Here is a 26,707-nt window from a genome sequence, read left to right as displayed (position 1 = left end):
TCTTATGATTGGTCATGGGATGAGGGCGCGCGGGGTCAGAAATCCTTGCCGATGCTGGTCTTGACGGCAAGGCCGCGCGAGGCGTTGGTCAGGCCGTAGCCGACGCCGAAGCTGAATTCGAAGCCCTTGAAGCGGGTGTCGGCGACTGCGTAGAGCGTCTGCATCTGCTGATTCCAGGGCAGGATGTAGCCGAACGGTCCGAGATTGGAGAAATGCTCGATACCGACGGTCCAGCGATCGCTGAGGCGCTTGACGAAGCGCACCGAGGGCTCGAAGGCCGAGCCGGCGCCGTCGATGCCGAAGGTCATGTTCGCGTTGAAGATGAGCTGATAGTCGTTGGGCAGGTTGACGCCGATGATCGGCGTGAACATCTGCGCCACCCGCGGCGTCGCCTCCTGCACGAAGCGCGGCGCGCCGGGCTGGCCGGCGCCGGCCTTGTTGGCGACCCACAGGTCCGGCGTCAGGCCGCCCTGCGGCGCCAGGATGGTGCGTGACACCAGGCCGAGGAAGACGGTGCGCTCGAGCCGGTCGCCCTGGATGAAGGTCTGGCGAATGGTGACGCCGCCGGACTGGAATGAATAGCCGGGCACGCCATTGTCCATCACGTTGCCCAGCGCCATCGGCACATTGGTGCGGGCAAAGGCGTAAGGCGAGGTCAACGCGATCTCGTACCATTCGGTTGGCGAGTAGCCGATCTCGGTCTCGCCGGTGACCGCACGCTGCGGCACGCGGCGTCCGCCGTTCTGTTGCGGATTGAAGGTTGTCAGATAGCCGAAGCGCTGTTCGACCTGGAAATGTCCGGGCGAGGCGGGGTCATTGCCCTGGATCTCCTCGGCCGCTGCACCGAACGGCGCGAGCACGAGAGCACCGGCAGCCATGTACAATCGCGATCGTCTTTTTGTACTCCTGGCGATGCCGTTCGGCTGCATGTCCCCGCGCTCCCTTCAACTAATGAGCTAACGAGTCGGCTGGGCGAAAACATGCGGGCCTGTCGGCTGAAAGATGACGCGATCGGGAAACGATCAGTCGTCGAATGCCGCAATTGCTCCGGCCCTTGCTGTTTCGATGAGGAATAGGGATGTTTTGGCAAGTCGAACGGGACATTTTGACCGGGACAATATGGCGGCCATTTCGCGAGTGAATCTCAACGCGGTGATGAATGTGGCGTGCTGCAAACACATTGAGGTCATAGAGCGAGGAAAACATGTGTTGCAGCATGCATTGCTGATCGCCGGATCAGCCAGAGAATGGACACGCCCGTGCTTCACACACCCGGTCATCATCGCCGCTTGTCCGCTCGGCCGATGCGGCTTGGACTGGTGCTCACACTGCTTCTGTCCACGCTGCTGCCGGATGGACGCGCCTTCGCGGAGGAGCCGCTGCGGGACCAGCTGGAAGCCTGGTGGAATCAAACCCAGGCCGGCAAGAGAGATCAGGTTGGGCAAGTCCGACAGGCGTCATCGGGGAGCGGTGCCAGAACCGCAAGGCATGTCGCCAAGCGCGGACGCCACGTCGCCAATGCTCGGGCCGAGGCAGGAGGAGGTGTCTTCGACCACGATAGCGGTCCGCGTCGTGACCGTCCGGGGAGATATTTTCTGCACGGACCGAGGTTCTAGTCCCGACGCTCTTGAGGGAATTTCCCGGGCGTCGCGTTCTTGCACTTGCGAAATGACAAGGCCTCCCATAGGTCAAAGCGATGTGCGGCGCGTTGCCGGTGAAACCGCCGACGCTCGCATACGTTGTTTTCGTGCGCTTCATCGCCGCCCCTCGGACGGCGGAGACAAAGGATCAATTCGATGAATTGGAAACTGATGATGACGGCCGCTGCCGTCGGCATGGCCGCGATCGTCGGCACGTCGACGATCGCTGTCAGTGCACCGGCCCGTTCCAAGCTGCTGACCTCGATCGACCCCGACAAGGACGGCACCGCCGACATGAACGAGGTCCGCACGGCCGCCGGCGCGCTGTTCGATCGTCTCGATCGCGACCACGACGGCACGCTCGACGCCAAGGAGCTGCGCGGCCGCGTTTCGGCCAAGGATCTCAAGGCCGCTGATCCAGACAATGACGGCACGCTGACCAAGGACGAGTATCTCGCGCTGGTGGAAGGCCGCTTCAAGGCGGCCGATCCGGACGGTGACGGCACGCTCGATTCCAAAGAGCTGAAGTCGGTGGCCAAGCTGCTGAAGTGAGACATCGGTCCGCACTGGACCGACGCGACATAGACATGAGCTCGAGGGCCTGTGACGGGAGACCGTCGCAGGCCCTCGTCTTTCAGGCGGATGCTCGTGGCGGGCCAGCAGGAAGGCGATTGGCCCTCACAGGCTTGGGCGGGACATTTCCACTGCGAGACGAACCAGGTCGGGCAGGCTGCGGGCCCCGAGCTTCTGACGCAGCCGGTAGGTCAGGTTGATGACGGTCTTGTAGCTGATGCCGAGATGGTCGGCGATCGCCTGATAGGATTTCGCCTGGGCCAGCAGCGCAAGGGCCTGGCGCTCGCGCGGGGTCAGCGCAGGGGCTGCCATGCCGTCCGGGTCAGCGCGGAGCAGGGCGATGCGGGTGGCGAGCTGCGGATCGAGATAGGTGCCGCCGGCTCGAACCTGCTCCAACGCCTTGGGCAGCTCGTGCGGCGGCGCGTCCTTCAGCAGATAGCCGCTGGCGCCGGCGTCGATCGCCGAGCGGACGATGCGCGGATCGGCATGCATGCTGAAGACCAGGATCCGGGCGCGGGGATCGTGCGACCGCATGCGTTCGATCAGATTGATGCCGCCGAGCTCCTGCCCGGGCAGGCGCAGATCGACGATCGCGACATCCGGCCGGTCACGAACATAGGCCTGGTACCCGCTGTCGGCATCGTGTGCCTCGGACAGCGCGCGGATCCCGGCTTCGTTCAGCAGCCAGCGGCAGGCCGTGATCACGACCGGGTGGTCATCGACGAGCAGAACGCGATACATCCGATGAAGGTCTTGCCCTTAGGGCGCCGACGGCGCCGATGCTTTCTCTACCATGTGAGTTCCCTTGCAAACCAGGATCGGGTGCAACAGTGCGGCCGAGGCTGGGAGATAGCTCGGCGAATCGATCGCCACTTTCCGGATCCGGGAAGATTGTCCCTAGGGGCCGAAGAATATTGCCCGTTGCGACGAACTGGAGGGCTGTTTACGAATGTTAACGTTCGTAGACGGGTAAATCGGCCAGTTCTGGTGCGGGTAAAGGCTCAGGGGCGTGGGCTGTTGCCGGAACCGGTCGACAAGAAACTGGGGGACGTCTTGACCAGACTGTCGGCGCTGAAGAGCGCGCTTCTCGCGACCTGTGCGTTGCTGCCTGCGGCTGCGTTCGCGCAGCAAACCCTGCAGACCATCGAGGTGGTCGGCGTCTCGCCCGTTCAGGGCAGCGAGATCGCGAAGGACAAGATTCCTTCCAATGTCGAAACCATCGGGGCGCGGGAGCTCGACCACAGCCGCGCGCCGACGCTGCTCGACAGCATCCTGCAATCGGTGCCCGGGGTCTCCCTCAGCGACCAGACCGGGAACGCGTTCCAGCGCGACTTGAATTATCGCGGTCAGACTGCCTCGCCGGTGCTCGGGACGCCGCAGGGCATCGCCGTCTACCAGAACGGCACCCGCATCAATGAGGCCTTCGGCGACGTCGTGAACTGGGACCTGATCCCGGAAATGGCGATCGCACGCATGACCCTGATGCCGAACAATCCGCTGTTCGGCCTCAACGCCACCGGCGGTGCGCTGTCGATCGAGATGAAGAACGGCTTCAACTACCAGGGCGGGGAAGCGCAGTTGTTCGGCGGCTCGTTCGGCCGGATCCAGTCGGGCGCTCAATACGGCTGGAACAACGGCACCTACTCGGCCTATATCGCGGCGGAAGGCGCCTATGACCGCGGCTGGCGCGACTACTCGTCGGCCTCGCAGATCCGGCGCATGTATGCCGATTTCGGCGCGCGCGGCGACAACACCGAATTCCATCTCTCCTTCACCGGTGCCGACAACAAGCTCGGCTCGGTCGCCGCGACACCGATCGAGATGCTGAACCAGCGCTGGTCCAGCGTCTATACCTGGCCCCAGTCGCTGCATCTGCAGATGCAGATGGTGCAGGCGAGCGCAAAGTGGACGCCGACCGACACGCTGTCGATCCAGGCCAACGGCTATTACCGCAACTACAAATCCGCGCGCGTCGATGGCAATAGCACCGAAGTGCGGGACGGGGGCGGCGTGTTCGTCCTTGAGGACGCCGCGGGGACCCCGTGGGACATCAACCGCAACGGCCCAACCGCCAACACGCTGGCCGCCGATGCGGCGCTCGGCCAGATCGACCGCAATACCGTCAAGACCGACAGCTATGGCGGCTCGCTGCAGGCGACCTCAACGACGCAGCTCTTCGGCCATGACAACCACTTCGTCGTCGGCGCCAGCGTCGATCACGGCAATACCAACTTCCAGGCCACATCCGAGCTCGGCACCATCGACAACAACCTGTTCGTCACCGGCCTCGGCGTCTACATCGACCAGCCCAATGCCGGCCTCGCCCCGGTCAACCTGAATGCCAAGAACACCTATCTCGGCGTCTACGCGACCAACACCTTCGACATCACCTCGCAGCTCGCCTTGACCGCCGGCGGCCGTTTCAACTGGGCGCAGATCAACCTGCGCGACCAGACCGGCTTCGCGCCGCTGCTGAACAGCAACAACAATTTCCAGCGCTTCAACCCGGTGATCGGCCTGACCTACAAGATCACGCCTGACATGACCGCCTATGCCGGATACTCCGAAGCCAACCGCGCGCCGACGCCGCTCGAGCTCGGCTGCTCCGATCCGGCCAATCCCTGCCTGATCGACAACTTCCTGATCGCCGATCCGCCGCTCAAGCAGGTGGTGTCGCGCACCGTCGAAGGCGGCCTGCGCGGCGAGATTTCCGGCGGCCGCTCGGCCTACGCCGCCGATCTGCCGGCCTACCGCAAGGCCCCGATCAAATCGGCGGTCGATGATGGCTGGCGGCTGCGCTGGGGCCTCAGCCTGTTTCGTACCGAGAATTCCGACGACATCATCCAAGTCGTCGACCCGGCCAACCCGGTGCGCGGCTATTTCAAGAACGCCGGCACCACGCTGCGCCAGGGTGTCGAGGCCAAGCTCGACCTGGCCTGGAACCGGTGGACCGCCTACGCCAACTACACCTTCATCGACGCCACCTTCCGCAGCGCCTTCGACGTCAACGATCCGTTCCTGCGGGTGCCGGTCGGCGTCGTCTCCGGCAACCACATTCCCGGCATTCCGGCGCACCGCCTGAAGCTCGGCGCAGAATATGCCGTGACCGACGCCTGGAAGGTCGGGGCGAGCGTCAACTATGTCGGCAGCCAGTACCTGCTGCACGACGACACCAACGTCTACCCGAAGGTCCCGGCCTATTGGGTCGTGAACGTCAACACATCTTATCAGGTGACCAAGAACGTCGAGGTGTTCGGCCTGATCCAGAACCTGTTCAATCAGCGCTATTACTCGGCAGGTACCGTGTTCGACCCCGCCGGCTTCAACACCGCCGGTGGCGGAACGGCGTTCGCGCTGAACGATCCGCGTAGCATGGTTCCGGGGATGCCGCTCGCGGCCTATGCCGGCATCCGGGCGAAGTTCTGAGCTTCGCATCCTGACGACCATAGGCGCATCCGCGCCGCGCCACGGCAGCCCCCACCGTGGCAGGAAGGCCGGGAGAAATCCCGGCCTTCTTGTTGCTTGACTAAAAGCGTGACGTGTCTCCGCTGCCGTAGGGTGGGCAAAGGCGCGTGTGCGATACTGCATGTCACGAGCTCAACTCCACCGCGCGCCGTGCCCACCATTCCTTCCGCTTGCGCGGATGCACGGCGGGCACGTGACCGCCCTGCGGGCAGCTGCTTTGCTCACCCTACGCAACCGGTATGAATCGTCGATGAGTCTGCTCACGATGGATTTTGGGCAATTATCCCGCTGACCTCGTGAACGAGATCGCTGTGCGCCTGTGGAATTTACGAAGCATCGCGATTAGTTGCTGACGGCTTCCGCCAACTACGAACTTCCGCCACAGAACCCGACCAGCTATTGCGCATCGTATCGAGCAGCGAGGTGGTGCACATGAGCCGTAGATCTTCAAGCCTTGTATCGATCATCGCGTCATCGATGGATGCCGTTCACCGGCCCCACGTGCCTCCTTGGATACGAGCGACAATCTCTGTCGTGCTTCTCGCTGGCAGTCTGGGGGCGCATTCTCTGCTGCTTGGCGATGCGGCGGCGCGCGATCTCGATGGGCGTTACGCCAATTCTCCGCTCAAGGGCTGGTTCGAGAGTTTGCGTTCGGGCAAGGGGCCGTGCTGCTCGGATGCGGATGGCACCGCGCTCTCGGACACGGATTGGGACACGAAGGATGGCCGCTACCGTGTTCGCATTGAAGGCCAATGGTGGGTCGTTCCGGAGGAGGCCGTGGTGACCGAGCCCAATCGCGCCGGCCGGACGATGGTATGGCCCGTGTATTATCGCGAGCTGAATACGGGCCTGCGCATCGATGTGCGGTGCTTCCTGCCCGGCAGCATGATGTAGGTGGGGATGTGCCGGATCGCAGAAGCGCAGGGTGGGCAAAGGCGCGAAGCGAGATGTTGCGACAGGCGCGGCCTCTCGTGCGCCGTGCCCACCGCTCCCTCCGCTCTCGCGGAGGCATGGTGGGCACGCGGCCGCCCTGCGAGCGGCTGCTGTGCCAACCCTACGTGATGGCGACTACTCCGCCGCTTGCGCCGCCTTCAGCGTCGGATAGTCGGTGTAGCCCTTCTCGCCGCCGCCATAGAGGGTGGCGCGGTCGAGCTCGTTGAGCGGCGCGCTGACCTTGAGCCGCTCGACCAGATCCGGGTTGGCGATGAACGGCCGGCCGAAGGCGATCAGGTCGGCCGCGTTGGCATCGAGCTGTTTGTTCGCGAGCGCGAGGTCATAGCCGTTGTTGGCGATGTAGGTGCCCTTGAAGCGCTTGCGCAGCGACGCGTAGTCGAACGGCGCAACGTCGCGCGGGCCGCCGGTCGCCCCCTCGATCACGTGGATGTAGACCAGATTCAGCGCCGCGAGCTGGTCGACGATGTAGTCGAACAGCGCCTGCGGATTGGAATCCGAGATGTCGTTGGCCGGCGTCACCGGAGATAGCCGAATGCCGGTCCTGTCGGCGCCGATCGCCTCCGACACGGCCTTGGCAACCTCGAGCATCAGCTTTGCGCGGTTCTCGATCGACCCGCCATAGGCGTCGGTGCGCTTGTTGGCGCCGTCCTTGGCGAACTGGTCGAGCAGATAGCCGTTGGCGCCATGGATCTCGACGCCGTCGAAGCCGGCCTCGATCGCATTCAGCGCTGCCTGCTTGAACGCCGCGACGATGCCGGGAATTTCCGCGAGCTCGAGCGCACGTGGCGTCGAGACGTCGGTGAACGCGCCGCCGACGAAGGTCTTGGTCTTGGCCGCGATCGCCGAGGGCGCGACCGGCGCACCGCCATTCGGCTGCAGCGAGACATGGGAGATACGGCCGACATGCCAGAGCTGGATGAAGATGCGCCCGCCCTTGGCATGCACCGCGTCGGTCACCTTGCGCCAGCCGGCGATCTGCTCCTTGGAGTAGATGCCAGGCGTGTCCTGGTAGCCCTGGCCCTGCTGCGAGACCTGGCTGGCCTCGGAGATCAGGAGGCCGGCGGAGGCGCGCTGGCTGTAATATTCGGCCGTCAGCGGACCCGGCGCGAGGCCGTCCACCGCGCGGTTGCGGGTCAACGGCGCCATCACGACGCGATTGGCGAGGGTGACCGGACCGAGCTGATATGGCGCGAACAGTTTGGATGCACTCATCGGGATCTTTCCAGGAGAGGGGAGGGGATCGTGGTCAGTTGTGCATTGCCGCGAACAGCGCAATGCCGCGAGGTATCCGTCCGGCGCAGACGTGCCGCGCGATGGAGCGGCCGCAACGGGCCATCCGTTGGATAGCCTGTCGCAATAGACGAAAGGGATCAGGCGACGCCCAGGAAGTCCCGCTTGCCGATTTCGACGCCGTTGTGGCGGAGGATGCCGTGGGCGATCGCGGCGTGGAAATAGAAGTTCGGAAACGAGACGCGGTTGACGAAGTCCTGCCCCTTCAGGGTCAGCGTGGTGTTGGGCCCGCTTGGAAAGGTGACGTCGCGGCTATCGGCCCCTTCGAACTGCGCCGGCTGGAACGTCTTCAGGTAATCGATGGTTCTGGCAAGCCGCTGGCGAAGCTCGGCGAACGTCGTCTCGGTGTCGGGCGTGCTCGGGACCTCGCTATGGGAAAGCCGCGCGCAGCCCTTGGCGGCGAAGTCGCAGGCGAGCTGGATCTGCTTGGAGAGCGGCAGCATGTCCGGATACAGCCGTGCGCCGAGCAGCACCTCGGGGGCGATCTTTTTGGCTTCGCAATGGGCCTCGGCCTTGCTGAGCAGGCCGGACAGGCTGCCGAGGATCTGGAGGTAGGCCGGCACGGTCGAATCGTAAAAGGACATGATGCTCTCTTTTGGCAGGAGACGTCGCGACGAAAGCGCGCGCCCTCGGAGATGGGGCGGCGTCCAAGAGAATGCAACTGCATCTTTCTGGTTTTTGCGGTCGCCGTGCATTCCAGTCGTTCACGCTGAGGTCACGGCGATTGTGGACGCGTCCCCTGGAGGATTTCCCCAAGCCGTGGCCGAAATGCCGGATCGAGGTCGTGGAGAACGACGAGCCTGGGTGGCCGAACAGGGTCAGGATGAAGATCGGCGCTACAAGCCAAATTGGGCTTCAATTGTCCGTCTGCTCGCGCTTTTGTCCTGAGCGATCATCTGGCCGTCCAATTCCAAGGTGATAAATTGGAATAGCGAAGAGCGGACGACACGGTCGCATGAAGTCGGACAATAAGTCATCTGCAATCGAGAGACGAGGAGCGCCGCGCGATGATGTCGGCTCACCTACCGTGTCGCTGTCGCTGAAGCCGGCGCCGCCTGCGCCCGCGGCGTGCCCCGCATGCGTACGAGCAGTTCCGCCGTCGGCCAGGAATCGGCCGGCAGCCCGAGCCGCAACTGCATCGTTTTGACCGCGATGCGGCTCTGCTGGCCGAGCACGCCGTCGACCTTGCCGACGTCGAAACCGGCCTTTACCAGGAGCTGCTGCAGCTCCTTGATCTCGTTGAACGGCAGTTGCGCGACTGGGCCGCTGGCTTTGCGCATCGGCGCCGCGCCGGCGATGCGGGTGGCGAGATAGGCCGCGGTGGTCGAATAGATTAGCGAATTGTTCCACTCGGTGTAGGCGGCGAAATTGGCATAGGCCAGGAACGCCGGGCCGTTGCGGCCCATCGGCAGCAGCACCGAGGCTTCGAGCGCATCGTTCGGCAGCGGTCGGCCGTCGGCATAGGTCACGCCGAGGCCGGCCCATTTGCTGCGCGGCGCCTTGACGGTGAGATCGGCCTGCTCCCACGGAAACGCCTGGGGCACGCGGATCTCCTCCAGCCACGGCTCGCCGCGGCGCCATTTCAGTCCGGTCGCGATGTAGTTCGCGGTCGAGCCGATCACGTCGGGCGCGCTGCGCAAGAGGTCGCGGCGGCCATCGCCGTCATAGTCGACGGCATAGGTGACGTAGTGGGTCGGCAGGAACTGCGTCTGACCGAGCTCGCCGGCCCATGAGCCGATCATCTCCTCCGGCGCGAGATCGCCGCGGTCGATGACCTTCAGCGCGGCGATGGTCTCATTCTGGAAGCGCTCGCTGCGGCGGCAATCATAGGCCAGCGACACCAGCGACGGCAGCACCGGCAAATTGCCCATGTTGGCGCCGAAATCGCTCTCCAGGCCCCAGAACGCGGCGATGACCGCCGGGGGCACGCCATACTCCTTCTCAGCGCGCGCGAACGCTGCCGCATGCATCCGGATGTGCTGCTGGCCGTTCTGCATCCGGTAGGGCGCGGCCATCCGGCCGGCGAACTCGGTGAACAGTTGGCCGAACACCCGCTGGCCGCGGTCGCGATTGACGATGCCCTGGTTGTAGGTGAGGTACGGCGAGGCGGCCGCGATCGCGCGCTGCGACACGCCTTCGGCAATGGCGCGTTGCTTCAGCTCGGCGAGAAACCGGTCGAAGCTCTGGCCGTTATGGCAGGCCGCGGCGCGCATCGATGGCGCCGGCTTCGGACGTGGTGCGGCCGCCTCCGGCGCCATTTGCGCCGCGGCGCTGACAACCAGCGTGAACGAGGTTGCGAGCGCGCTGAAGGTGACGCGCAAGGCAGTCGAAGAGCTTCGCATCCGGTCTCACCGATGGCTGTCAGGTCGTTGTCCAGCCATCGATATCCGATGCGGGGGGCGGGAGGGAAGGGGCAGGGGCGAACAGCGAATGGCGAATGGGAAACGGCAAGAACCCTATTCGCTACTCGCCCTTTCATCCCACCTTCGCCAGCGCCGCCTGGGCCTCGCTCTGGATCCGCTTGAGATGCTCGGCGTCGCGAAAACTCTCGGCATAGAGCTTGTTGACGTCCTCGGTGCCGGAGGGGCGCGCCGCGAACCAGCCGTAGTCGGTCTCGACCTTGATGCCGCCGAACGACTGGCCGTTGCCCGGAGCCTTCGTATGCACCATGCGAACGGGATCGCCGGCGAGCTCCTTCAGGTTCAGCATTTCCGGCGTCAGCGCCTTCAGCGCCGCCTTTGCCGGCGGGCTCGCCGGCACGTCGATGCGCTCATAGACCGGCGCGCCGAGCTCGGCCGTCAGCTCCTTGTAGAGCTCGCTCGGGTCACGGCCGCGCCTGGCCATGATCTCGGCCGCGAGCAGCCCGAGGATCAGGCCGTCCTTGTCGGTGGTCCACACCGTGCCGTCGCGCTTCAGGAACGAGGCGCCTGCGCTCTCCTCGCCGGCGAAGCCGAAGCTGCCGGAGCCGAGGCCCTCGACGAACCATTTGAAGCCGACGGGGGTTTCGACGAGCTTGCGGCCGAGCTTGCGCGCGACGCGGTCGATCATCGAGCTCGACACGATGGTCTTGCCGATCGCGGCATCGCTTCGCCAACCGGGCCGGTGAGCGAACAGGTAGGAGATCGCCGTCGCCAGATAGTGGTTGGGATTCATCAGCCCGCCCGAGCGGGTGACGATACCATGGCGGTCGGCGTCGGTGTCGTTGGCAAACGCGACGTCGAAGCGCTCGCGCATGCCGATCAGGCTCGCCATCGCGTAGGGCGAGGAGCAGTCCATGCGGATCTTGCCGTCCCAGTCCGCGGTCATGAAGCGGAAGGTGGGATCGACGACGTCGTTGACGATTTCAGCGTTGAGACCGTAGCGCTCGATGATCGGCGCCCAGTAGGCGATCGCCGCGCCGCCGAGCGGATCGATGCCGATCTTGATCCCGGCCGCCTTGACGGCGTCGAGATCGACGGTGTTGGCGAGATCGGCGACGTAGGGCGTGATGTAGTCGTAAGCGTGCAACGAGCCGCGCTGCTTGGCCTGGCTGTAGCTGATGCGCGATACGCCATCGAGGTCGTTGGCCAGATACACATTGGCCTGCCGCTCGATCTCGGCCGTCGCGTCGGTGTCGGCGGGGCCGCCATGCGGCGGATTGTATTTGTAGCCGCCATCCTCCGGCGGATTGTGCGACGGCGTGATGACGACGCCGTCGGCGAGATGCGCCGTGCGGCCCTTGTTGTAGGAGATGATGGCGTGCGAGATCACCGGCGTCGGCGTGTAGCCGCCGTCCTTGTCGACCATCACCTCGACGCCATTGGCGCCGAACACTTCGAGCGCGCTGGCAAGCGCCGGCTCGGCCAGCGCGTGGGTGTCGATGCCGACGAAGAGGGGGCCGTCGAGGCCCTGCTGGCGGCGGTAGTCGCAGAGCGCCTGGCTGGTGGCGAGAATGTGGTTCTCGTTGAAGCCGGTCTTCAACGACGAGCCGCGATGCCCCGACGTGCCGAAAGCGACGCGCTGGGTCGGCTCGTGCGGGTCGGGCTTCAGCGCATAATAGGCCGTGATCAGCCGCGGAATGTTGGCGAGCGCGGCATTGGCGATCGGCTTGCCGGCTGCGGGGTCTGTCTTGGCCATGGAGCATCCTTCGCAAGTTCGAGAAACATCTGCGGCGGCGCTTCGTTCCGCCGCGGCGGGCGCAGGGAACGCGGGGCGTCGCGACGAACCTGCCGCAACATGGCGGCGCGCGGTGATCCGATCAACGGAATTCGTGCACGCCCCCCGCGGCGGCGTGAAGTCTATTTGATATCCGCTGAGGGAATGCCGGATTCTCGCGGCCGAGGCCGGCCAATGTCGCCGCCTTGTGCGCGCGACATTAACCACGCCTCACTGAGTCCGCGTGCCGGGACCGGCGCTTAAGCCTGAGTTTAACGGATGGCCGTTGAAATAGCAGGCCGGAGCAGAGGCGCGTCTCGTGCGCGGGAGAGTCGTCAGGAGCGGAAAAGTGAGAGCGCTTTGTCTCGGCGCGTTGGCCGTCGTTTCAACCTTGGCCCTGGCCGGCTGCAGCCACCAGGTGACGCCGCAGGTGGCCTCGCCTTGCGTCGATCTGAGCGGAAGGCCCTGCGTGGACGGTCCCGTCGCCGACCAGTCGCCGCAATCATTGGAGCCTGCCGACACGATCCACAAGCCTGCAGCCGCGGTCGCGCGCCGCGCGACTCTGCAGCACAAGCACGCCCGCGCCGCAAAGCGCCGGGTCAAGTCGCCAATCGCCACCGCCAAGACGATTGAAAAGCCGATTGAAAAGGCGATTGACAAGCCGATCGAAAAGCCGCTCGCGGCGCCGGCGCGCACGCCGCGGCCCGATCCGGTCGCGCCGGCTGACGGCCCGCCCGCGCCGGTGATCAAGACCCCCTCCGTCACGACGGATATGCCGAATCCGGCCAAGGTCCAGAGCGACGTCATGGTGGCTGCGGTGACGGTGGCGGCCGAGCTGGCCGAGCGGATGACCGCGCTGCGTGTCCCAGAGGGGCCCGCCGACAGTCATCTCGTCGCGGTGCTGCTGGCGCGTCCCACCGTGCGCGGATTGGGCGATCTCAGCGGCAAGGTGATCGCGATCGACGAGCGCTACGCCAAGTCCAACGCGAAGATCACCGCGGCCATGAATGCGGCCGGTGCGACGGAGGTGCTGCTGCTGGAAGGGCAGGCCACCGCGATCACCCGGTTGAACAATGGCGAGGTGAGCGCGGCCGTGGTGGCCCTGGTCTCGCCGGAGGCCGCGGAGGCGTTTCCGAAGGTCGCGGGCTTTCGCCTGTTCTCTGTCGTCCTGAAGCCGTAGCTTCAGGACGCTTTGTCACAGGCCGGCTAGGTCGCGGCGGTGCTGCGCGACGGCCGCGGCAGCGCCGCGCCCTTCACGGCCGCGATTCCCCTGGGAAAGCCGCTGCGGTCGCTATAGAGGCGCTTGCGGCCGCGCCGCGGATCGTGCTGCCTCTTGACGTCCTGGGCGCACATGTAGTCCAGCGCCGTGATGCCTCCGACCATGACCAGCGCCGCCAGCACGCTGCCCGCGCGCGGATTGCTCGGCCTGAGCTCACCGGCCAGCGTCAGCATGTCCAGCCCGTCGCCGGCGACGCGGCTCAGCAGGCCGGCCCGCTTCTCCACCGACAGCGTGAGCACGCCGGCGAACAGCTCGCGCACGCCATAGGCCCGCACCAGTCCCTCGCGGCCCTCCATGCCGAGCGCATGCGTGACGCGGTGCGGCGCCAGCAGCTCCAGCGTGCCGAGCACGATGCTGAACCAGCCGAGCCCGCGGGCCAGACGATCGGCCGGCGTCAGCGAGCTGGGGCCGGTCGAGATGATCTTGGGGTCGCCCTTGGATCTCACGAGATTCGAGAAATGAAACATGCGATGCGATCCCTTATGGCTTCAGCACGACCTTGACGCAGCTGTCCTGCTTGTCGCGGAAGGCGCGGTACATCTCAGGTCCCTGCGCGAGCGGCACGGTGTGGGTGATGACGAAGGACGGGTCGATCTGGCCATCCTCGATGCGCTGCACGAGGTCGTCCGTCCAGCGGTTGACGTGGGTCTGGCCGGTGCGGATCGTCAGGCCCTTGTTCATCAGCGCGCCCATTGGCACCATGTCGGACAGCCCGCTGTAGACGCCGGGGATCGAGACGATGCCGCCGGGACGGCAGACATAGATGATCTCGCGCAGCACGTGCGGCCGGTCGTTCTCGAGCATGAACATCTGCTTGGCGCGATCGATCACGCTGTCGGGCTGCGCAAGGGTGACGTGGCTCTCGAAGCCGACGCAATCGATGCACTTCTCCGGGCCCTTGTTGTCGGTCAGCTCGTTCAGCCGCCCGACCACGCTCTCCTTGTCGAAATTGATGGGGATGGTGCCGCCGGCCTCGGCCATCGCCAGCCGCTCCGGAATGCGGTCGATCGCAATCACCTGGGAGGCGCCGAGCAGGATGGCGCTGCGGATCGCCATCTGTCCCACCGGGCCGCAGCCCCACACAGCGACCGTATCGTCCGGCTCGATGTCGCATTGCGCGGCTGCCTGCCATCCGGTCGGGAAGATGTCGCTGAGAAACAGCGCCTGCTCGTCCGTCATGCCGTCGGGAACCTTGATGTGCGTGGCGTCGGCGAACGGCACGCGCAGGTATTCGGCCTGGCCTCCCGGATAGCCGCCGGTGAGATGCGTGTAGCCGAACAGGCCCGCGGTGGTGTGTCCGAACACCTTCTCGGCGAGATGCTTGTTGCGGTTGGTGGTCTCACAAACCGAGAAATTGCCGCGCCGGCACTGCTCGCATTCGCCGCAGATGATGGTGAAGGGAACGACGATGCGGTCGCCCTTCTTGAGCTTGCCGTTGACGCCGGAACCGACCTCGACGACCTCGCCCATGGTCTCGTGGCCCATGATATCGCCGGGCATCATCGCCGGGATGTAGTTGTGGAACAGATGCAGGTCGGAGCCGCAGATCGCGCAGCTCGTCACCTTGATGATGGCATCCCGGTCATGCTCGATCTCGGGATCGCTGACGGTGTTGCAGCGAATGTCCTCTTTGCCATGCCAAACCAGCGCCTTCATACGGTCCTCCGGACAGAATGTTGCGGAGGCAAGTCGAAGGGCGCGGCGATGGTTGCTATCGAGCGCGGAATTTTCCGGAGTGGCGCGGCGTCCCGCGCTCGATGGCCGGCTCAGGCCTTCCGGGCGGCCTTCTTCGGCGCGGGCCTCGCAGGATCCCTCCTGGCAGCCTTGCCAGCCTGTTTGCCGCCTTGCGGCTTGGCCGCCGCACCGTCGGCCTTCTTCTCCGGCTGCTTGGTCTCCGGCTTCCTGGGCAGCTCCGCGGCGGCGGCCTGGCGCATCGCGCGAGCGTAGCTGTCGGCGACGTTGTCGGCGGAGATCAGGAGCCGTCGGGCAGCGGCATTGGCCTGCTCGACCGCCTCGCGGGCGAGCAGCTTGAAGCGCTCCTTGGCGTCCTTGTCCTTGGCCTTGACGGCCATGCCGTTGAAGCGGTCCTTGCGCTTCTTCGCCGCTGCCAGAATGGCCTTGTTCTGCTGCTTGGCCAGTTGCCGGATCACGGCATCAAGATCGGCATCCGCCATCGTCGTCCCCAACTCCCCCAGAGAATCAGCGCGCCCCGGCGCTGCAAACCGCGCGGACTATGCAATCGGTGCCGCCGCTTTGCAATCGGGGTACCAGAGGAGGGGTGCCGCGCCGATCAGGGGCGGCGGGCCGATGAGATCCGTCCGGCATTCGATGCCGGGGCCCGCCAAAAAAAAGCGTCCGCATGGCGGTCATGTCGCTCCGAGTGGTGCAACGGCACCGCAGAAAGGCCGCTTACGACAATCGGAAACGCAACGTAACCAATTCTCGGCAATTCCATCAATTCCAATGCAACGCTTGATCCGCAACATTCCCGGCAACATCACCGTGTTCGTTGGAGTGTGGCCGTGCTGGCCGGAAATAGATACCTCAGGCTATTGTCGCGGTTCCGTCGCGACCAGAGCGGCAACATCGCGATCATCTTCGCGCTTGCTTTGCTCCCGATCCTCGCCTTCGTCGGCTCGGCGATCGACTATTCGATGGCCGTGCGCGCCAAGGCGAAGCTGTCGGCTTCGATGGACGCCGCGATGCTGGCCGCGACCGGCTACACCGCCATGCGCGGCGCCGCGTCGGACGCCAAGACGGCGGCGACCAACATGTTCAACGGCCAGATGTCGGCGCACAATCTGGCGGCGGACTCGCTGAACATCGATATCAGCGATAGCGTCACCGCGCGGACCGTGACCGGCAGCGCCACCGTGGTGGTCAAGACGGCCTTCATGCACATGTTCGGCTACCCGACCATGACGGTCTCGGCCTCGTCGTCGGCTTCGGCCTCGTTCCCGACCTACATGGACTTTTACGTTCTGCTCGACAACTCGCCGTCGCAGGGTCTCGGCGCGACCACGGCCGACATGACGACGCTGCAGAATGCGACGTCCGACAAGTGCGCCTTCGCCTGCCACGACACCTATACGTCCAGCTCGAAGAAGACGCTGCAGACCAACAGTTATTATTCCATCGCCAAGAAGAAGGGCGTGACGATGCGCATCGACGTCGTCCGGAGCGCGACGCAGTCGCTCACGGACACGGCGACCGCCAGCCAGGTCGTCAGCAACCAGTACCGCATGGCGGTGTACAGCCTGGGCAGCGACTGCGGCTCGCTCGGCCTGACGACCATCGCCAGCCTGTCCTCGAGCATGTCCTCGGTGAAATCGTCGGTCGGTTCGCTCGACCTGATGACGATCCCCTACAGCGGCTACAACAACGACATGTGCAGCGATTTCGACGGTGCGATGTCCGCGATGAACGGCGTCATCCCGACCCAGGGCGATGGCTCGTCGACCAGCCCGCAGAAATGGCTGTTCTTCGTCTCCGATGGCGTCGCCGACTATTCCTATCCGACCACCTGCAGCAAGACAGTTCTCTCGGGCGGCCGCTGCCAGGAACCGCTGAACACGACGACCTGCGATGCGTTGAAGGCTCGTGGCATCAAGATCGCCGTGCTCTACACCACCTATCTCGCGATCACCAACAACAGCTGGTACACGACCTATATCGCGCCATGGCGGGATTCGATCAGCGGCATCATGAAATCGTGCGCCAGCCCGGGCTACTACTACGAGGTCGATTCGAGCGGCAGCATCGGCGCAGCGCTTACCGCGCTGTTCCAGCAGGCGATCGCATCGGCGCATCTGACCAAATAGGGCAGGTCGTCCAGGCGCTCATGCGGGAAGTGCGACGAGCTGCTCCAGCGTCGCGCCATCCCTGAGCACGGCCAGGATCTCACGGCGCGACAGGAAGCGGATCGCCTGCGTGAACGAGCCGGCCCCCGCGATCCGCGCTTTGGCGGTGGCGAGGTCGACGTCGATGTCGCCCGGCTCGCGACGCCGAGGCGGCGGCAGGGACGCAACGTGCTGGCGGCAGAGACCGGCGTTCTGGCGCAGTTCGACCAGCGCCGCCCGGCGATCCGGCCGCAGATTCTCCGCAAGCTGCTTGGCGCGGACCAGCACCGGCGGCGGAGCGCGATCCTCGGGCGTCGTGAACAGGCGCGCGCCGGTGCTGCGGCCGCCCGTGAGCAGACCGATCGGAATCGACAGCACGAGGCCGGCGATGACCGGCGACATCCAGGCCAGCAGGGGGACGGAGACAGCATAGGCGCTCGCCGCCATGACCAGGCCGCATACCGTCGGCAGCGCGAATTTGCGAAGGATCTCCTGCCGGCTCACGCCGCCGTCGCTGCGGCGCTGCACCTGCCAGCCGGCGTCGCGCCCCATCAGGATTTCGATCACGGCGATCGACTGGAAGATCATCATCGAAGGCGCGATCAGGGCCGCGAGCAGCGTTTCCGCCAGCACGGCGACGCAGAGGCGCAACCCGCCGCCAAAGCCTCGGCGTCGCGTCGGCGTGAACAACGTGACGAGGCAGGCGAGCAGCTTCGGCACCATGAGCAGGCCGAGCGTCGCCGCGAAGACCTGGGCGGCGAGCACCGGGTCCTGAGCCGGCCAGGTCGGAAACAGCGCAAAGCCCTTGGGGAAATATTCGGGCCTGACGAAGTTGGCCTGCAGCGAGATGAGGATGCCGAGCACGAGAAAGGCAAACCACAACGGCGCGGTGACATAGGCGCCGATGCCGATCAGCAGGTGCAGCCGCGACACCCAGTGCAGGCCGCGCGCCGGCAGCACGGCGAGATGCTGCAGATTGCCCTGGCACCAGCGCCGGTCGCGCGCGGCGTGATCGATCAGCGACGGCGGCACCTCCTCGAAGCTGCCGTCGAGATCGACCGTCATGTAGATTCCCCAGCCGGCGCGGCGCATCAGGGCGGCCTCGATGAAATCGTGGCTCAGGATATGTCCGCCGAACGGCTTGCGCCCGGGGAGCTCGGGCAGCGCCGCGTCTTGCGCGAAGGCCGCGACCCGGATGATCGCATTGTGGCCCCAGTAATTGCCTTCCGCGCCGTACCACCACGCATTGCCGGCCGCGATCATCGGGCCGTACAGCCGGCTCGCGAACTGCTGCAGCCGCGCGAACAGGCTGGTGCCGTTGACGATCACGGGCAGGGTCTGGATCAGCGCCGCCTGCGGCGCGTTCTCCATGGCATGGGCCAGCCGGACCACGGTCGCGCCGCTCATCAGGCTGTCGGCATCAAGAATGATCATATAGTCGTAGGCCGCGCCGAAGCGCTGCACCCAGTCGGCGATGTTGCCGGACTTGCGGGCGACATTGTCGGCCCGGTGGCGGTAGAACACCCGATCTGTGCCGCAGGATTGGCGCAGATCGACGAACGCAGCCTCTTCGCCGATCCAGATGTCGGGATCGGTGGTGTCGCTGAGCAGAAACCAGTCGAAGCGCTCGGCCTGTCCCGTCCCGGCGACCGATTCGATCATGGCGCGCAGCCGCACCATCACCGCGTCCGGATCCTCATTGTAGGTCGGCAGCAGCATGGCTGTGCGGCCGGACAAAGAGGGCAGGGGACCGTCGATGTCGATCGCGATCGTATCGCGCCGCCGCCCCAGCAGGGCGCAGAAGCCGGCCAGCGCGCAAACGAAGGCAAAGGCGATCCACGCGAGCAGGATCGAGAACAGCACGAGTACCATGCCTTCCAGCACGGTCACGCCACCGACCTCGACGACCTCGTACATCTTGTAGCAGCCCGCCAGCGTCAGCGCCGCGGTGCCGGCGAAGATGAGAGCGCGCCGGAATGCGATGCGGCCGCCGCTCGTGATGGCACGTCGGCCGGGCGCGGCATGATTGAGTGGCGACGGCACCATCGCGAGCGGCGCCTCGGCCGGGAGAAAGCTCGCGTCGCTAGCCTCATAGGTCGGACGCGGCTGCGCTGCGGTCATGGCGTCCATCGATAGACCCAGGTTTCGGATACGGGCTTGTCGTTGGCAACCAGTTCGGCCCTGAGCTCGACCGGCGCATCGCCGACCGCGCATTGGAAGCTGAGCCGCCAACCTTGCGTCTCCGGGTTCGGCTGCGCGACGATGTTCGTCACCTCGGATTTCGCCGCGCTGACCACGCCCTTGACGATGTTCGGATCGAGGCTCTTCAAGGCGTCGCCTTGGAGCTCGAGAACGAACAGCCGGCCTTCGCCGCGGGTGGCCACGCCAGTGCGCGTGAAGCGCGCCAGCGTATTCGGCTTCGGCACATCGGGCCCCCAATGCAGGCGATAGGTCATGTTGTGCTCGCCCTTGGCCGCGAGCGGCGTCTTCGGCCGCCAGAAGGCGGCGATGTTGTCGTGGATTTCCTGGTTGGTGGGGATCTCGAACAGCACCACCGCGCCGTCACCCCAGTCGCCGATCGGCTCGATCCACAGGCTCGGCCGCCGTTCGAAATGCGATTCGAGATCCTGATAGGCGGTGTATGTCCGTTCCCGCTGCATCAGGCCGAAGCCGCGCGGATTGAGGTCGTTGAACACGCTGACCTGCAGGTCGCGCGGATTGCTCAGGGGGCGCCACAACTGCTCGCCCTTGCCGTTGAACATCGCAAGCCCGTCGGAATCGTGCACGGCGGGGCGGAAATCGTCGACGTCGTTGCGGTCGTTGGGTCCGAAGAAGAACATGCTGGTCATCGGCGCCAGTCCGGCGTGAGCGATCTCGACGCGCGGATACAGCGATGCCTCGACGTCGAATACGGTGGTCTCGCCAGGGCGGATCGTGAACCGGTAGGAGCCCGTCGCGCTCTTGCTGTCGAGCAGCGCATGCACCACCATTGCGGTGGCGCCTTGCGTCGGCTTCTCCAGCCAGAACGCCTTGAACACCGGAAACTCCTCGCCCTTGGCCTCGCCGGTGTCGATCGAGAGCCCGCGCGCCGACAGTCCGTAAATCTCGCCCTTGGCGACGGCGCGAAAATAGCTCGCGCCGAGGAACACACAGACCTCGTCGTAGTAGTCCGGCCGGTTCATCGGCGCGTGGACGCGGAAGCCGGCAAAGCCGAGATCGGCCGCCGGGAAGGCCGGGACTTGCTGACCGAATGCAAAGTCCTCGGGTCGATAGGCCACGGGGCTGGCTTTGCCGTCCGCAACCTCATAGATCTCGACCCGGTCCTTGTAGATCGAGCCGCGATGGAAGAACTGCGCCTGGAACGGCAGGTTCTCACTGCGCCACAGCGCATGGTCCGGCAAGAACCGAATCGAGCGGTAGGCGTCGTAGTTCAGCTTCGCCAGCGCGTCCGGCAGCTTGTCATCCGGCGCAGCGTAGGGCTTGGCGGCGAGATTGCGCGCGAGGTCGCGCACATAGGCCGCATTGAACGGCTGCGCCGCAGGCGGCGCGGCTGATGCGCTCCGCGTCAAGGATGCGGCGACCGGGATCGCAGCCGCAGATTGAATGAACTGACGGCGATTCAACTTATTCTCGCTTTGCTGCATGGAACTGCGGAGCAACATTTCTGAAGGCGTCGGGTTCCATCGGAAGTCAACGAGAGGGGGCTGCTTTGGAGTCCCTTCCTGCTGAACGCGCCACCGGCGATCCCGCCGGCGCGTGCAGATCATGGGCGCGCCGTTCTGAACGCAACGTGAGCGACGGACCTGCGTGACAAACTTGGAGCCGAGACGTGAACATTCGACCTGCTCGCCAGCCACGGCAATTTCGCTTCTCGTGGCTTACGCTGGAAGGCTTGGGGCTGCATCCGGGGCCGGGCCGCCGGTCTTCCACGTCGTGGAATCGCAGACAGCAGCTGCCGCAATGCCGACGACTGTTGCGCTCCGCGGCACGATTGTTGACTTATCGCAATTAAGGAATCCGGCCGAGGCTCTACCAGTCGATTGGTCTGCAGCAGCCGATCCAGGCGGGGAGGATGACTGGTCACCCGAAAGGACGTCAAAGTCAGTCGGGCATTCCAGGGTTATGCACAGGATCGAACGAACGTCGGCGACAAAAATCGTATTGGCTCCCGGGTCGGCAATGTCGCACACAATCACTTGGAAGGGATTTGAATGCTTCGATTGCGTGCGCTGAACGCTCCGACGCCATTTCTCTTTTTCACTGGCAAGGGCGGTGTGGGCAAGACGTCGCTCGCTTGTGCGACCGCCATCAGTCTCGCGGACCGTGGGTTGCGTGTCCTTCTGGTCAGCACCGATCCTGCGTCGAACCTCGACGAGATGTTGGAAGTTGAACTAACTGACAGTCCAGTGCCGGTGCCGAACGCGGCAGGGCTCTTCGCGATGAATATCGACCCTGAGACCGCAGCCGAGAGCTACCGAGCTCGCGTGCTTGAACAGCTCGAGCCCACGGTGACCGATCAGGAGAGATCGACCATACGCGAGCAGCTTTCCGGCGCATGCACCACCGAGATTGCCGCATTCGACGAGTTCGTCGGATTGCTCGACGGAGACAGAGCGGGTTACGACCATATCATCTTCGATACGGCCCCGACCGGCCACACCCTGCGGCTCCTGAGCCTGCCGAAGGCTTGGACCGGTTTTCTGAAGGACAACAGCCGCGGCGCCTCCTGCCTCGGCCCGCATTCCGGTTTGAAGATGCAGGAGGATCGTTTTCGACAAGCGCTTCAGGCGCTGAGCGATCCGAGGCGGACGACCGTGGTCCTGGTGACCCGCGCCGACCGGAGCGCAATCCGGGAGGCGGCGCGAACGTCGAGCGAACTTGATGGGCTCAATCTCACCAATCAGACGCTCGCCGTGAACGGACGCTTTCACGCCACTGACCCTACTGACGCGGTCGCAAGTTCACTCGAGCGGGATCAGGATGAGGCTCTCGCCTCGATGCCGGACTCGCTGCGTAAGCTGCCGCGGGACGAAATCCCACTGGTTGGGTTCGACATTGTGGGTCTCGCGGCGCTCAGGGCAGTGTTGTCGTCGTCCGGTCCACGGCTTGAGACGTCGACTGGCGAACAAGTTGGAGTGCCGGTTGACGTGCAGGGACTCGACCGTCTGGTCGATGACATCGCTCACCGCAATCGCGGCCTCATCATGGTCATGGGTAAGGGCGGCGTCGGGAAGACGACGATTGCGGCTGCCATCGCTGTCGGCCTCGCGAGGCGCGGGCATGCCGTCCACCTCAGCACGACCGATCCAGCGGCCCACGTCACGGATGTCGTTGACGCCGCGAGCCCAGGGCTGACGGTGGACCGGATCGATCCTCGGCGCGAGACGGAGCGCTATGTCGCGAAAATACTAGCGAGCCGCGGCCGCGACCTGGATGAGCAGGGCAAGGCGCTCCTGCTTGAGGACCTGGCTTCGCCCTGCACGGAGGAAGTCGCCGTTTTCCATGCCTTCTCGCACGTGGTTGCGGAGGCTCGGAGCGCCTTTGTGGTGCTCGATACGGCGCCGACCGGTCATACCCTGCTCCTACTCGATGCGACCGGGGCCTATCATCGCCAGTTGACGAGCCAATTGGAGCCGGGCGGTGCCGGCCGGGTGATCACGCCGCTGATGCGGTTGCAGGATTCCACCTACACGCAGATCATCCTGGTGACCCTGCCGGAAACGACGCCCGTTTCGGAGGCCGCCGCTCTCCAGGAGGACCTGCGGCGCGCCGGCATCGAGCCGTTCGGTTGGGTGATCAACAAATGCCTCGCCGCCTCCGGAACTCGCGATCCCCTGCTGCGGGCGCGGATTGCCAGAGAGCGGATGCAGATCGCTCGTGTTCAGGACGGCTTGGCCAAGCGCGCTTTCATCATGGCGTGGCGAAGCAAGCCTCCCATCGGCATCGAGGAGCTGGAGACGTTATCGATGCCGAGTTCTTGATCACGTTCAGCTCGATCGCGATCTGGTCTCCCCCTATCGGGATCACGTCTTCATTGCCCGATCGCAGGATATGGCGAGATCAGGGGCCGAGTTTGTTGCGGTCGTTGCGACGCAGCGACGGCGAAAATCCCCGCCCGCCCGTCGGGCAAATCGGCCGCTCAGTTTTGTTGGATTCGCGGCGCGCGCTCTCCTCTCATGGCCTGTCGAGCTGTCAATTCTATGTGCGCCGATGGACTGATTTCGTCAGCCAGTTCAGCTGGATCACTCGTGTCCAGTCCCATCGGCAAAAATATTCTTGTTTCCATTTTTCAGAATTTGATGTTCACTCCGCTCGTCCCGCCTCGATCTGAGGGGCGTATCGCGGTCGTCACGAACGTGGGGTGCGGGATGCGATGGGCGTATCGAACCGCAGCGCGAGCGATCGTGCCGACGAACGGTTTGATGCGCACGATCAAGCCGTGTGGTCCTGATCTCCCGGTGCTGAGATCAAGTTCGCGCCGACGATGGCGCTGATGACAGGGGCAAGACAGCCGGTCCCTGGGGAGAGCACGGAGTAAGCCGTAAAGCCATCGCGCAGGGAAGGCCGGGATGTCCCAGCCGAACCTGTGGTTCCTGCCCCGTGCATTTCTTTCGCACGGGGGCCATGGGGGCGGCGAGCTCCCGGTCTTCCCTGCGCCCTCTGTATTCAAGGGGGCAAACGAACAGCAAAGCTCGGGCGCCGATGCGCCGCGAGAAGGTGATCTTATGTCTCTCCACGTCATTGCGAGGCGCCCTTGCGCCGAAGCAATCCAGGGCTCAGCGCGCGACTCTGGATTGCTTCGCTTCGCTCGCAATGACGCAGAGAGAGGAGCTGCAAACTCGGTGTCATTCCGGGGCGCGGCTCGCGCAAGCCCCGGAATGACGCGGAGGAGAGCGTTGGCTCTACAGCTCCCTTGCATTGCTGAACGCGAACGAGCTGACGCGCCGCGTCGTCTCATCCAGGATCAGCGTGCGCGTGATCGGCGGCTCGGCGCGCTGGGCGCAGTTTTCGCGTTCGCAGAGCCGGCAGTTGACGCCGATCGGAGTGCCCTCGGTTTTCTCCAGATCCATGCCGGCGGCGTAGACGAGGCGCGACGCATGCCTGATCTCGCAGCCGAGGCCAATGGCGAAGCGTGGCTGCGGCAGCGGATGCGGCGCGACCGGGCGGCGGACCATCTGGGCGATCGAGAAATAGCGCGAACCATCGGGCAGCTCGATGATCTGCTTGAGGAGGCGGTCGGGCGTGTCGAAGGTCGAATGCACGTTCCACAGCGGGCAGGTGCCGCCGAACTTGGAGAACGGGAAGGTACCCGACGAGAAGCGCTTGGAGACGTTGCCGGCATTGTCGACGCGCAGCATGAAGAACGGGATGCCGCGGGCGTTCGGGCGCGACAGGGTCGTGAGGCGGTGGCAGACCTGTTCGAAGCCGGTGTTGAAGCGCTGCGCCAGCACGTTGATGTCGTAGCTCAGCGCCTCCGCAGCAGTGAGGAACGGCGCATAGGGCATCATGACGGCGGCGGCGAAGTAGCTCGCGAGCGTCATGCGGTAGAGCCGGCGCGCGGTGTCGTCGATGGCGCCGGCGCGGCCGATGATGAGTTCGAACTGCGGCAGGCATTCGGCCATGCCGAGCTGCACCGCGAGCTGGAAGGTGCGTCCGGGCCCGTCGACCAGTTCGGAGATCAGGAGCTGGCGGCGATGGCGGTCGTAACGGCGCAAGGTCTCGCGCATGACGTCGACCGGCATGACCCGCGTCTGCACCGAATGCTTTTCGCGCAGACGGGCGGCGAGCGCCGCATAGAGCCCTTCGGCCGGCACGTCGAGCGCGTCGCGCAGGCTTTCGGCCTGCTGCTCGAGCTCGGCGAAATAGTTGCGGTTGGCTTCGATCAGGTCGCGCACCCGCTCGATCGGGTTGGCCTCGAAACGGGCGCCCTCGTTGCGGTCGGCCATCTGCGCCGCCACCAGCGTCTCGCCGCGGCGCGCCTCGGTGTAGGCCGCGTACAGCCGCTGCAGCGCGTGGGTGACGCCGGGGCAGAGCTCGGCGAGATCGCGCAGCTCCTGCTTGGGCAGCTCGATCTGGCGGAAAAGCGGATCGGAGAAGATCTCGTTGAGCTCGGCGAAGAAGCGGTCCTCGTCGGCGCTGGCGAGGTCGCGCAGGTCGAGGTCGTAGGTTTCGGCCAGCCGCAGCAGGATCTGGGCAGACACCGGGCGCTGGTTGCGCTCGATCAGGTTGACATAGCTCGGCGAGATGCCGAGGCCCTCGGCGAGCTGGGTCTGCGACAGCCCCAATTGCTGGCGGATGCGCCGGAAGCGCGGGCCGACGAACAGCTTCTTTCCGGATTCGCCGGGCATCTTGATCTCCTTGGGGGTAGCCAGCCCTGGATTGTGACAAATTTTACAAAATGACATTTATGACAAGTGATGATGTTACATGACATCACCATTCGAAAACAAGGGCTCTATACGAAACAGCCGGATTCGCGTTTATCTCCTGTCACGCAATTCGCAATGCACTGTCAAAGTTGTGACGGTTCAAGGAGAGTCTCATGAGCAGCAATTTCTGGGTGATCGGCGGCGAGTTCGGCTCGATGAATTTCCACAAGCTGGTGGAAGGCTCGGCCCAGGTGAAGGGTCCGTTCAAGTCGCGCAAGGAAGCCGAGGACTGCTGGCGCGAGGTGTCCGAGGAGAACCGCCACAAGGCTGGCGTCCGCTTCTCGATCGTCGAGGAGCCGCAGCGCGCTCCGGCGGCCTGACCGCCGATAAGGAATGCATTGCCGGGTATTTGAATAAGCTCGAGGAAGAGCCCAAGGACGGGGCGGTCTCAGCCGGGTCATTCCGGAGGGGGCCGCCCACGTCCGTTTGTGGTTACGACGGCGTGCTTATAACCCATTGAAGATGAAAGGGGATTGCAGAATACTGGGTTACTGCTAGGTTAACACGGTGGGAACCTGGCGAAACCAGGGCCGAACCGTGAAAGCGTGAGCGATGTCCGAGGCCGCCGATAGCAGCACAGACTCCCGCCCCGTGCGCCTGCGCGAAGCGCTGCGCCAGGCCCGGATCGAGGCCGCAGACCGAACAGGCGTGGTGGTCGACCTGCGCGACGCCGAGGTGGCGCGGCTGGAGATCCTCAACGATGCGCTCGACCCGCTGTTCGCGGAGATCCCGAGTCAGCTCGATCTGTTCGATCGCGGCATCAGCCAGGGTGAGACGCCGCGGCTGTGGATCGACGTCGTCGCCCATGTCGTGATGGGACGCGACAAGCGGCAGTACCGCTTTGTGCAGGACACCCGCAACGGCCGCATCGTGCTCGCCGAGTCGCACGACATCGCTGCGATCGTGAAAGCCGTCACCGACTACGTCGCCCGCCGCATGGTCGAGCGCGAGCGCGCCTTCAGCGTCGCGCGGGCTCAGGCGAGGACGATCGCCGAGGCGCCGCGCCGGCGCGGTGGGATCTGGCCGTTCGTGCTCGGCTTCGTGCTCGGCGCGCTGTCGCTGTTCGGGGTCGCATTCTATGCGAGCCTGCAGCAGATCTGACGG

20 protein-coding genes are annotated in these 26,707 nt (G+C 65.0%); 8 read left to right on the top strand and 12 right to left on the bottom strand.

The genetic code is table 11. The features are described from left to right. Positions 1–35 precede the first annotated feature (35 nt). Complete coding sequence (locus QW863_RS21490; protein ID WP_315717330.1) at positions 36–878, bottom strand: hypothetical protein; 843 nt, start codon at positions 876–878, stop codon at positions 36–38. Positions 879–1,835: 957 nt separating this feature from the next. Between QW863_RS21490 and QW863_RS21485 the strand changes: the two genes are divergently transcribed. Beyond that, entirely contained in the window at positions 1,836–2,192 is a 357-nt protein-coding gene (locus QW863_RS21485; protein ID WP_315717374.1) for an EF-hand domain-containing protein, read from the top strand. A gap of 126 nt (positions 2,193–2,318) precedes the next feature. Here QW863_RS21485 and QW863_RS21480 read toward each other — a convergent pair whose 3' ends face one another. Beyond that, positions 2,319–2,954, bottom strand: a complete 636-nt coding sequence (locus tag QW863_RS21480) for a response regulator transcription factor (RefSeq protein WP_315717329.1) — start codon at positions 2,952–2,954, stop codon at positions 2,319–2,321. Between the two features lie 312 nt (positions 2,955–3,266). Between QW863_RS21480 and QW863_RS21475 the strand changes: the two genes are divergently transcribed. After that, entirely contained in the window at positions 3,267–5,639 is a 2,373-nt protein-coding gene (locus tag QW863_RS21475; protein ID WP_315717328.1) for a TonB-dependent receptor, read from the top strand. A 516-nt stretch (positions 5,640–6,155) separates the two neighbouring features. Next, complete coding sequence (locus QW863_RS21470; RefSeq protein ID WP_315717373.1) at positions 6,156–6,572, top strand: hypothetical protein; 417 nt, start codon at positions 6,156–6,158, stop codon at positions 6,570–6,572. Positions 6,573–6,746: 174 nt separating this feature from the next. Here the strand turns inward: QW863_RS21470 and QW863_RS21465 are convergent, their stop codons facing one another. From QW863_RS21465 to pgm, 4 genes are all read right to left on the bottom strand, one after another. Then, complete coding sequence (locus QW863_RS21465; RefSeq protein ID WP_315717327.1) at positions 6,747–7,844, bottom strand: alkene reductase; 1,098 nt, start codon at positions 7,842–7,844, stop codon at positions 6,747–6,749. Between the two features lie 158 nt (positions 7,845–8,002). Beyond that, positions 8,003–8,506 (bottom strand): DUF1993 domain-containing protein, encoded by a 504-nt coding sequence (locus tag QW863_RS21460; RefSeq protein WP_315717326.1) that lies wholly within the window; start codon positions 8,504–8,506, stop codon positions 8,003–8,005. A gap of 438 nt (positions 8,507–8,944) precedes the next feature. Next, on the bottom strand, positions 8,945–10,180 hold the full coding sequence (locus QW863_RS21455; RefSeq protein ID WP_315717372.1) for a lytic murein transglycosylase: 1,236 nt from the start codon (positions 10,178–10,180) through the stop codon (positions 8,945–8,947). A 217-nt stretch (positions 10,181–10,397) separates the two neighbouring features. Next, entirely contained in the window at positions 10,398–12,038 is a 1,641-nt protein-coding gene (gene pgm, locus QW863_RS21450) for a phosphoglucomutase (alpha-D-glucose-1,6-bisphosphate-dependent) (RefSeq protein ID WP_315717325.1), read from the bottom strand. A gap of 367 nt (positions 12,039–12,405) precedes the next feature. Between pgm and QW863_RS21445 the strand changes: the two genes are divergently transcribed. Beyond that, entirely contained in the window at positions 12,406–13,236 is an 831-nt protein-coding gene (locus QW863_RS21445; RefSeq protein ID WP_315717324.1) for a hypothetical protein, read from the top strand. A 26-nt stretch (positions 13,237–13,262) separates the two neighbouring features. On the opposite strand, the gene QW863_RS21440 is transcribed toward QW863_RS21445, so the two are convergent. The 3 genes from QW863_RS21440 to QW863_RS21430 form a co-directional block, all read right to left on the bottom strand. After that, the gene (locus QW863_RS21440) at positions 13,263–13,802 is read right to left on the bottom strand and encodes a hypothetical protein (RefSeq protein ID WP_315717323.1); all 540 of its coding nucleotides are present in this window, start codon (positions 13,800–13,802) and stop codon (positions 13,263–13,265) included. Between the two features lie 13 nt (positions 13,803–13,815). Further along, a complete protein-coding gene (locus QW863_RS21435) occupies positions 13,816–14,991 on the bottom strand; it encodes a zinc-dependent alcohol dehydrogenase (protein WP_315717322.1) in 1,176 nt (391 codons plus the stop codon). Positions 14,992–15,101: 110 nt separating this feature from the next. Next, on the bottom strand, positions 15,102–15,509 hold the full coding sequence (locus tag QW863_RS21430; RefSeq protein WP_315717321.1) for a hypothetical protein: 408 nt from the start codon (positions 15,507–15,509) through the stop codon (positions 15,102–15,104). 348 nt (positions 15,510–15,857) lie between these two features. On the opposite strand from QW863_RS21430, the gene QW863_RS21425 reads away from it, so the two are divergent. Beyond that, positions 15,858–17,156: a TadE/TadG family type IV pilus assembly protein gene (locus QW863_RS21425; protein ID WP_315717320.1), complete on the top strand. Its 1,299-nt coding sequence runs from the start codon at positions 15,858–15,860 to the stop codon at positions 17,154–17,156. Between the two features lie 18 nt (positions 17,157–17,174). Here the strand turns inward: QW863_RS21425 and mdoH are convergent, their stop codons facing one another. Both mdoH and QW863_RS21415 read right to left on the bottom strand, forming a co-directional pair. Further along, positions 17,175–19,304, bottom strand: coding sequence for a glucans biosynthesis glucosyltransferase MdoH (gene mdoH / locus QW863_RS21420; RefSeq protein WP_315717319.1), 2,130 nt, complete (start codon positions 19,302–19,304; stop codon positions 17,175–17,177). After that, positions 19,292–20,797, bottom strand: a complete 1,506-nt coding sequence (locus QW863_RS21415) for a glucan biosynthesis protein G (RefSeq protein WP_316167427.1) — start codon at positions 20,795–20,797, stop codon at positions 19,292–19,294. The genes mdoH and QW863_RS21415 overlap by 13 nt, the downstream gene beginning before the upstream one ends. Before the next feature lie 588 nt (positions 20,798–21,385). Here QW863_RS21415 and arsA point away from each other — a divergent pair. Beyond that, on the top strand, positions 21,386–23,155 hold the full coding sequence (gene arsA / locus QW863_RS21410; protein ID WP_315717317.1) for an arsenical pump-driving ATPase: 1,770 nt from the start codon (positions 21,386–21,388) through the stop codon (positions 23,153–23,155). Between the two features lie 921 nt (positions 23,156–24,076). On the opposite strand, the gene QW863_RS21405 is transcribed toward arsA, so the two are convergent. After that, positions 24,077–25,522 carry a short-chain fatty acyl-CoA regulator family protein gene (locus tag QW863_RS21405; protein ID WP_315717316.1) on the bottom strand — a complete coding sequence of 482 codons (1,446 nt, stop codon included), beginning with the start codon at positions 25,520–25,522 and terminating at the stop codon, positions 24,077–24,079. Positions 25,523–25,716: 194 nt separating this feature from the next. Between QW863_RS21405 and QW863_RS21400 the strand changes: the two genes are divergently transcribed. Beyond that, a complete protein-coding gene (locus QW863_RS21400; RefSeq protein WP_315717315.1) occupies positions 25,717–25,923 on the top strand; it encodes a hypothetical protein in 207 nt (68 codons plus the stop codon). 232 nt (positions 25,924–26,155) lie between these two features. Beyond that, positions 26,156–26,704, top strand: a complete 549-nt coding sequence (locus tag QW863_RS21395; RefSeq protein ID WP_315717314.1) for a hypothetical protein — start codon at positions 26,156–26,158, stop codon at positions 26,702–26,704. The last annotated feature ends 3 nt before the right edge of the window (positions 26,705–26,707 follow it).

Source organism: Bradyrhizobium sp. SZCCHNR1017, from assembly GCF_032381375.1.
Taxonomy (GTDB): domain Bacteria; phylum Pseudomonadota; class Alphaproteobacteria; order Rhizobiales; family Xanthobacteraceae; genus Bradyrhizobium.
The sequence above is the reverse complement of the archived record's forward strand: the minus strand, read 5'-3'. Positions and strand labels throughout refer to the sequence as shown.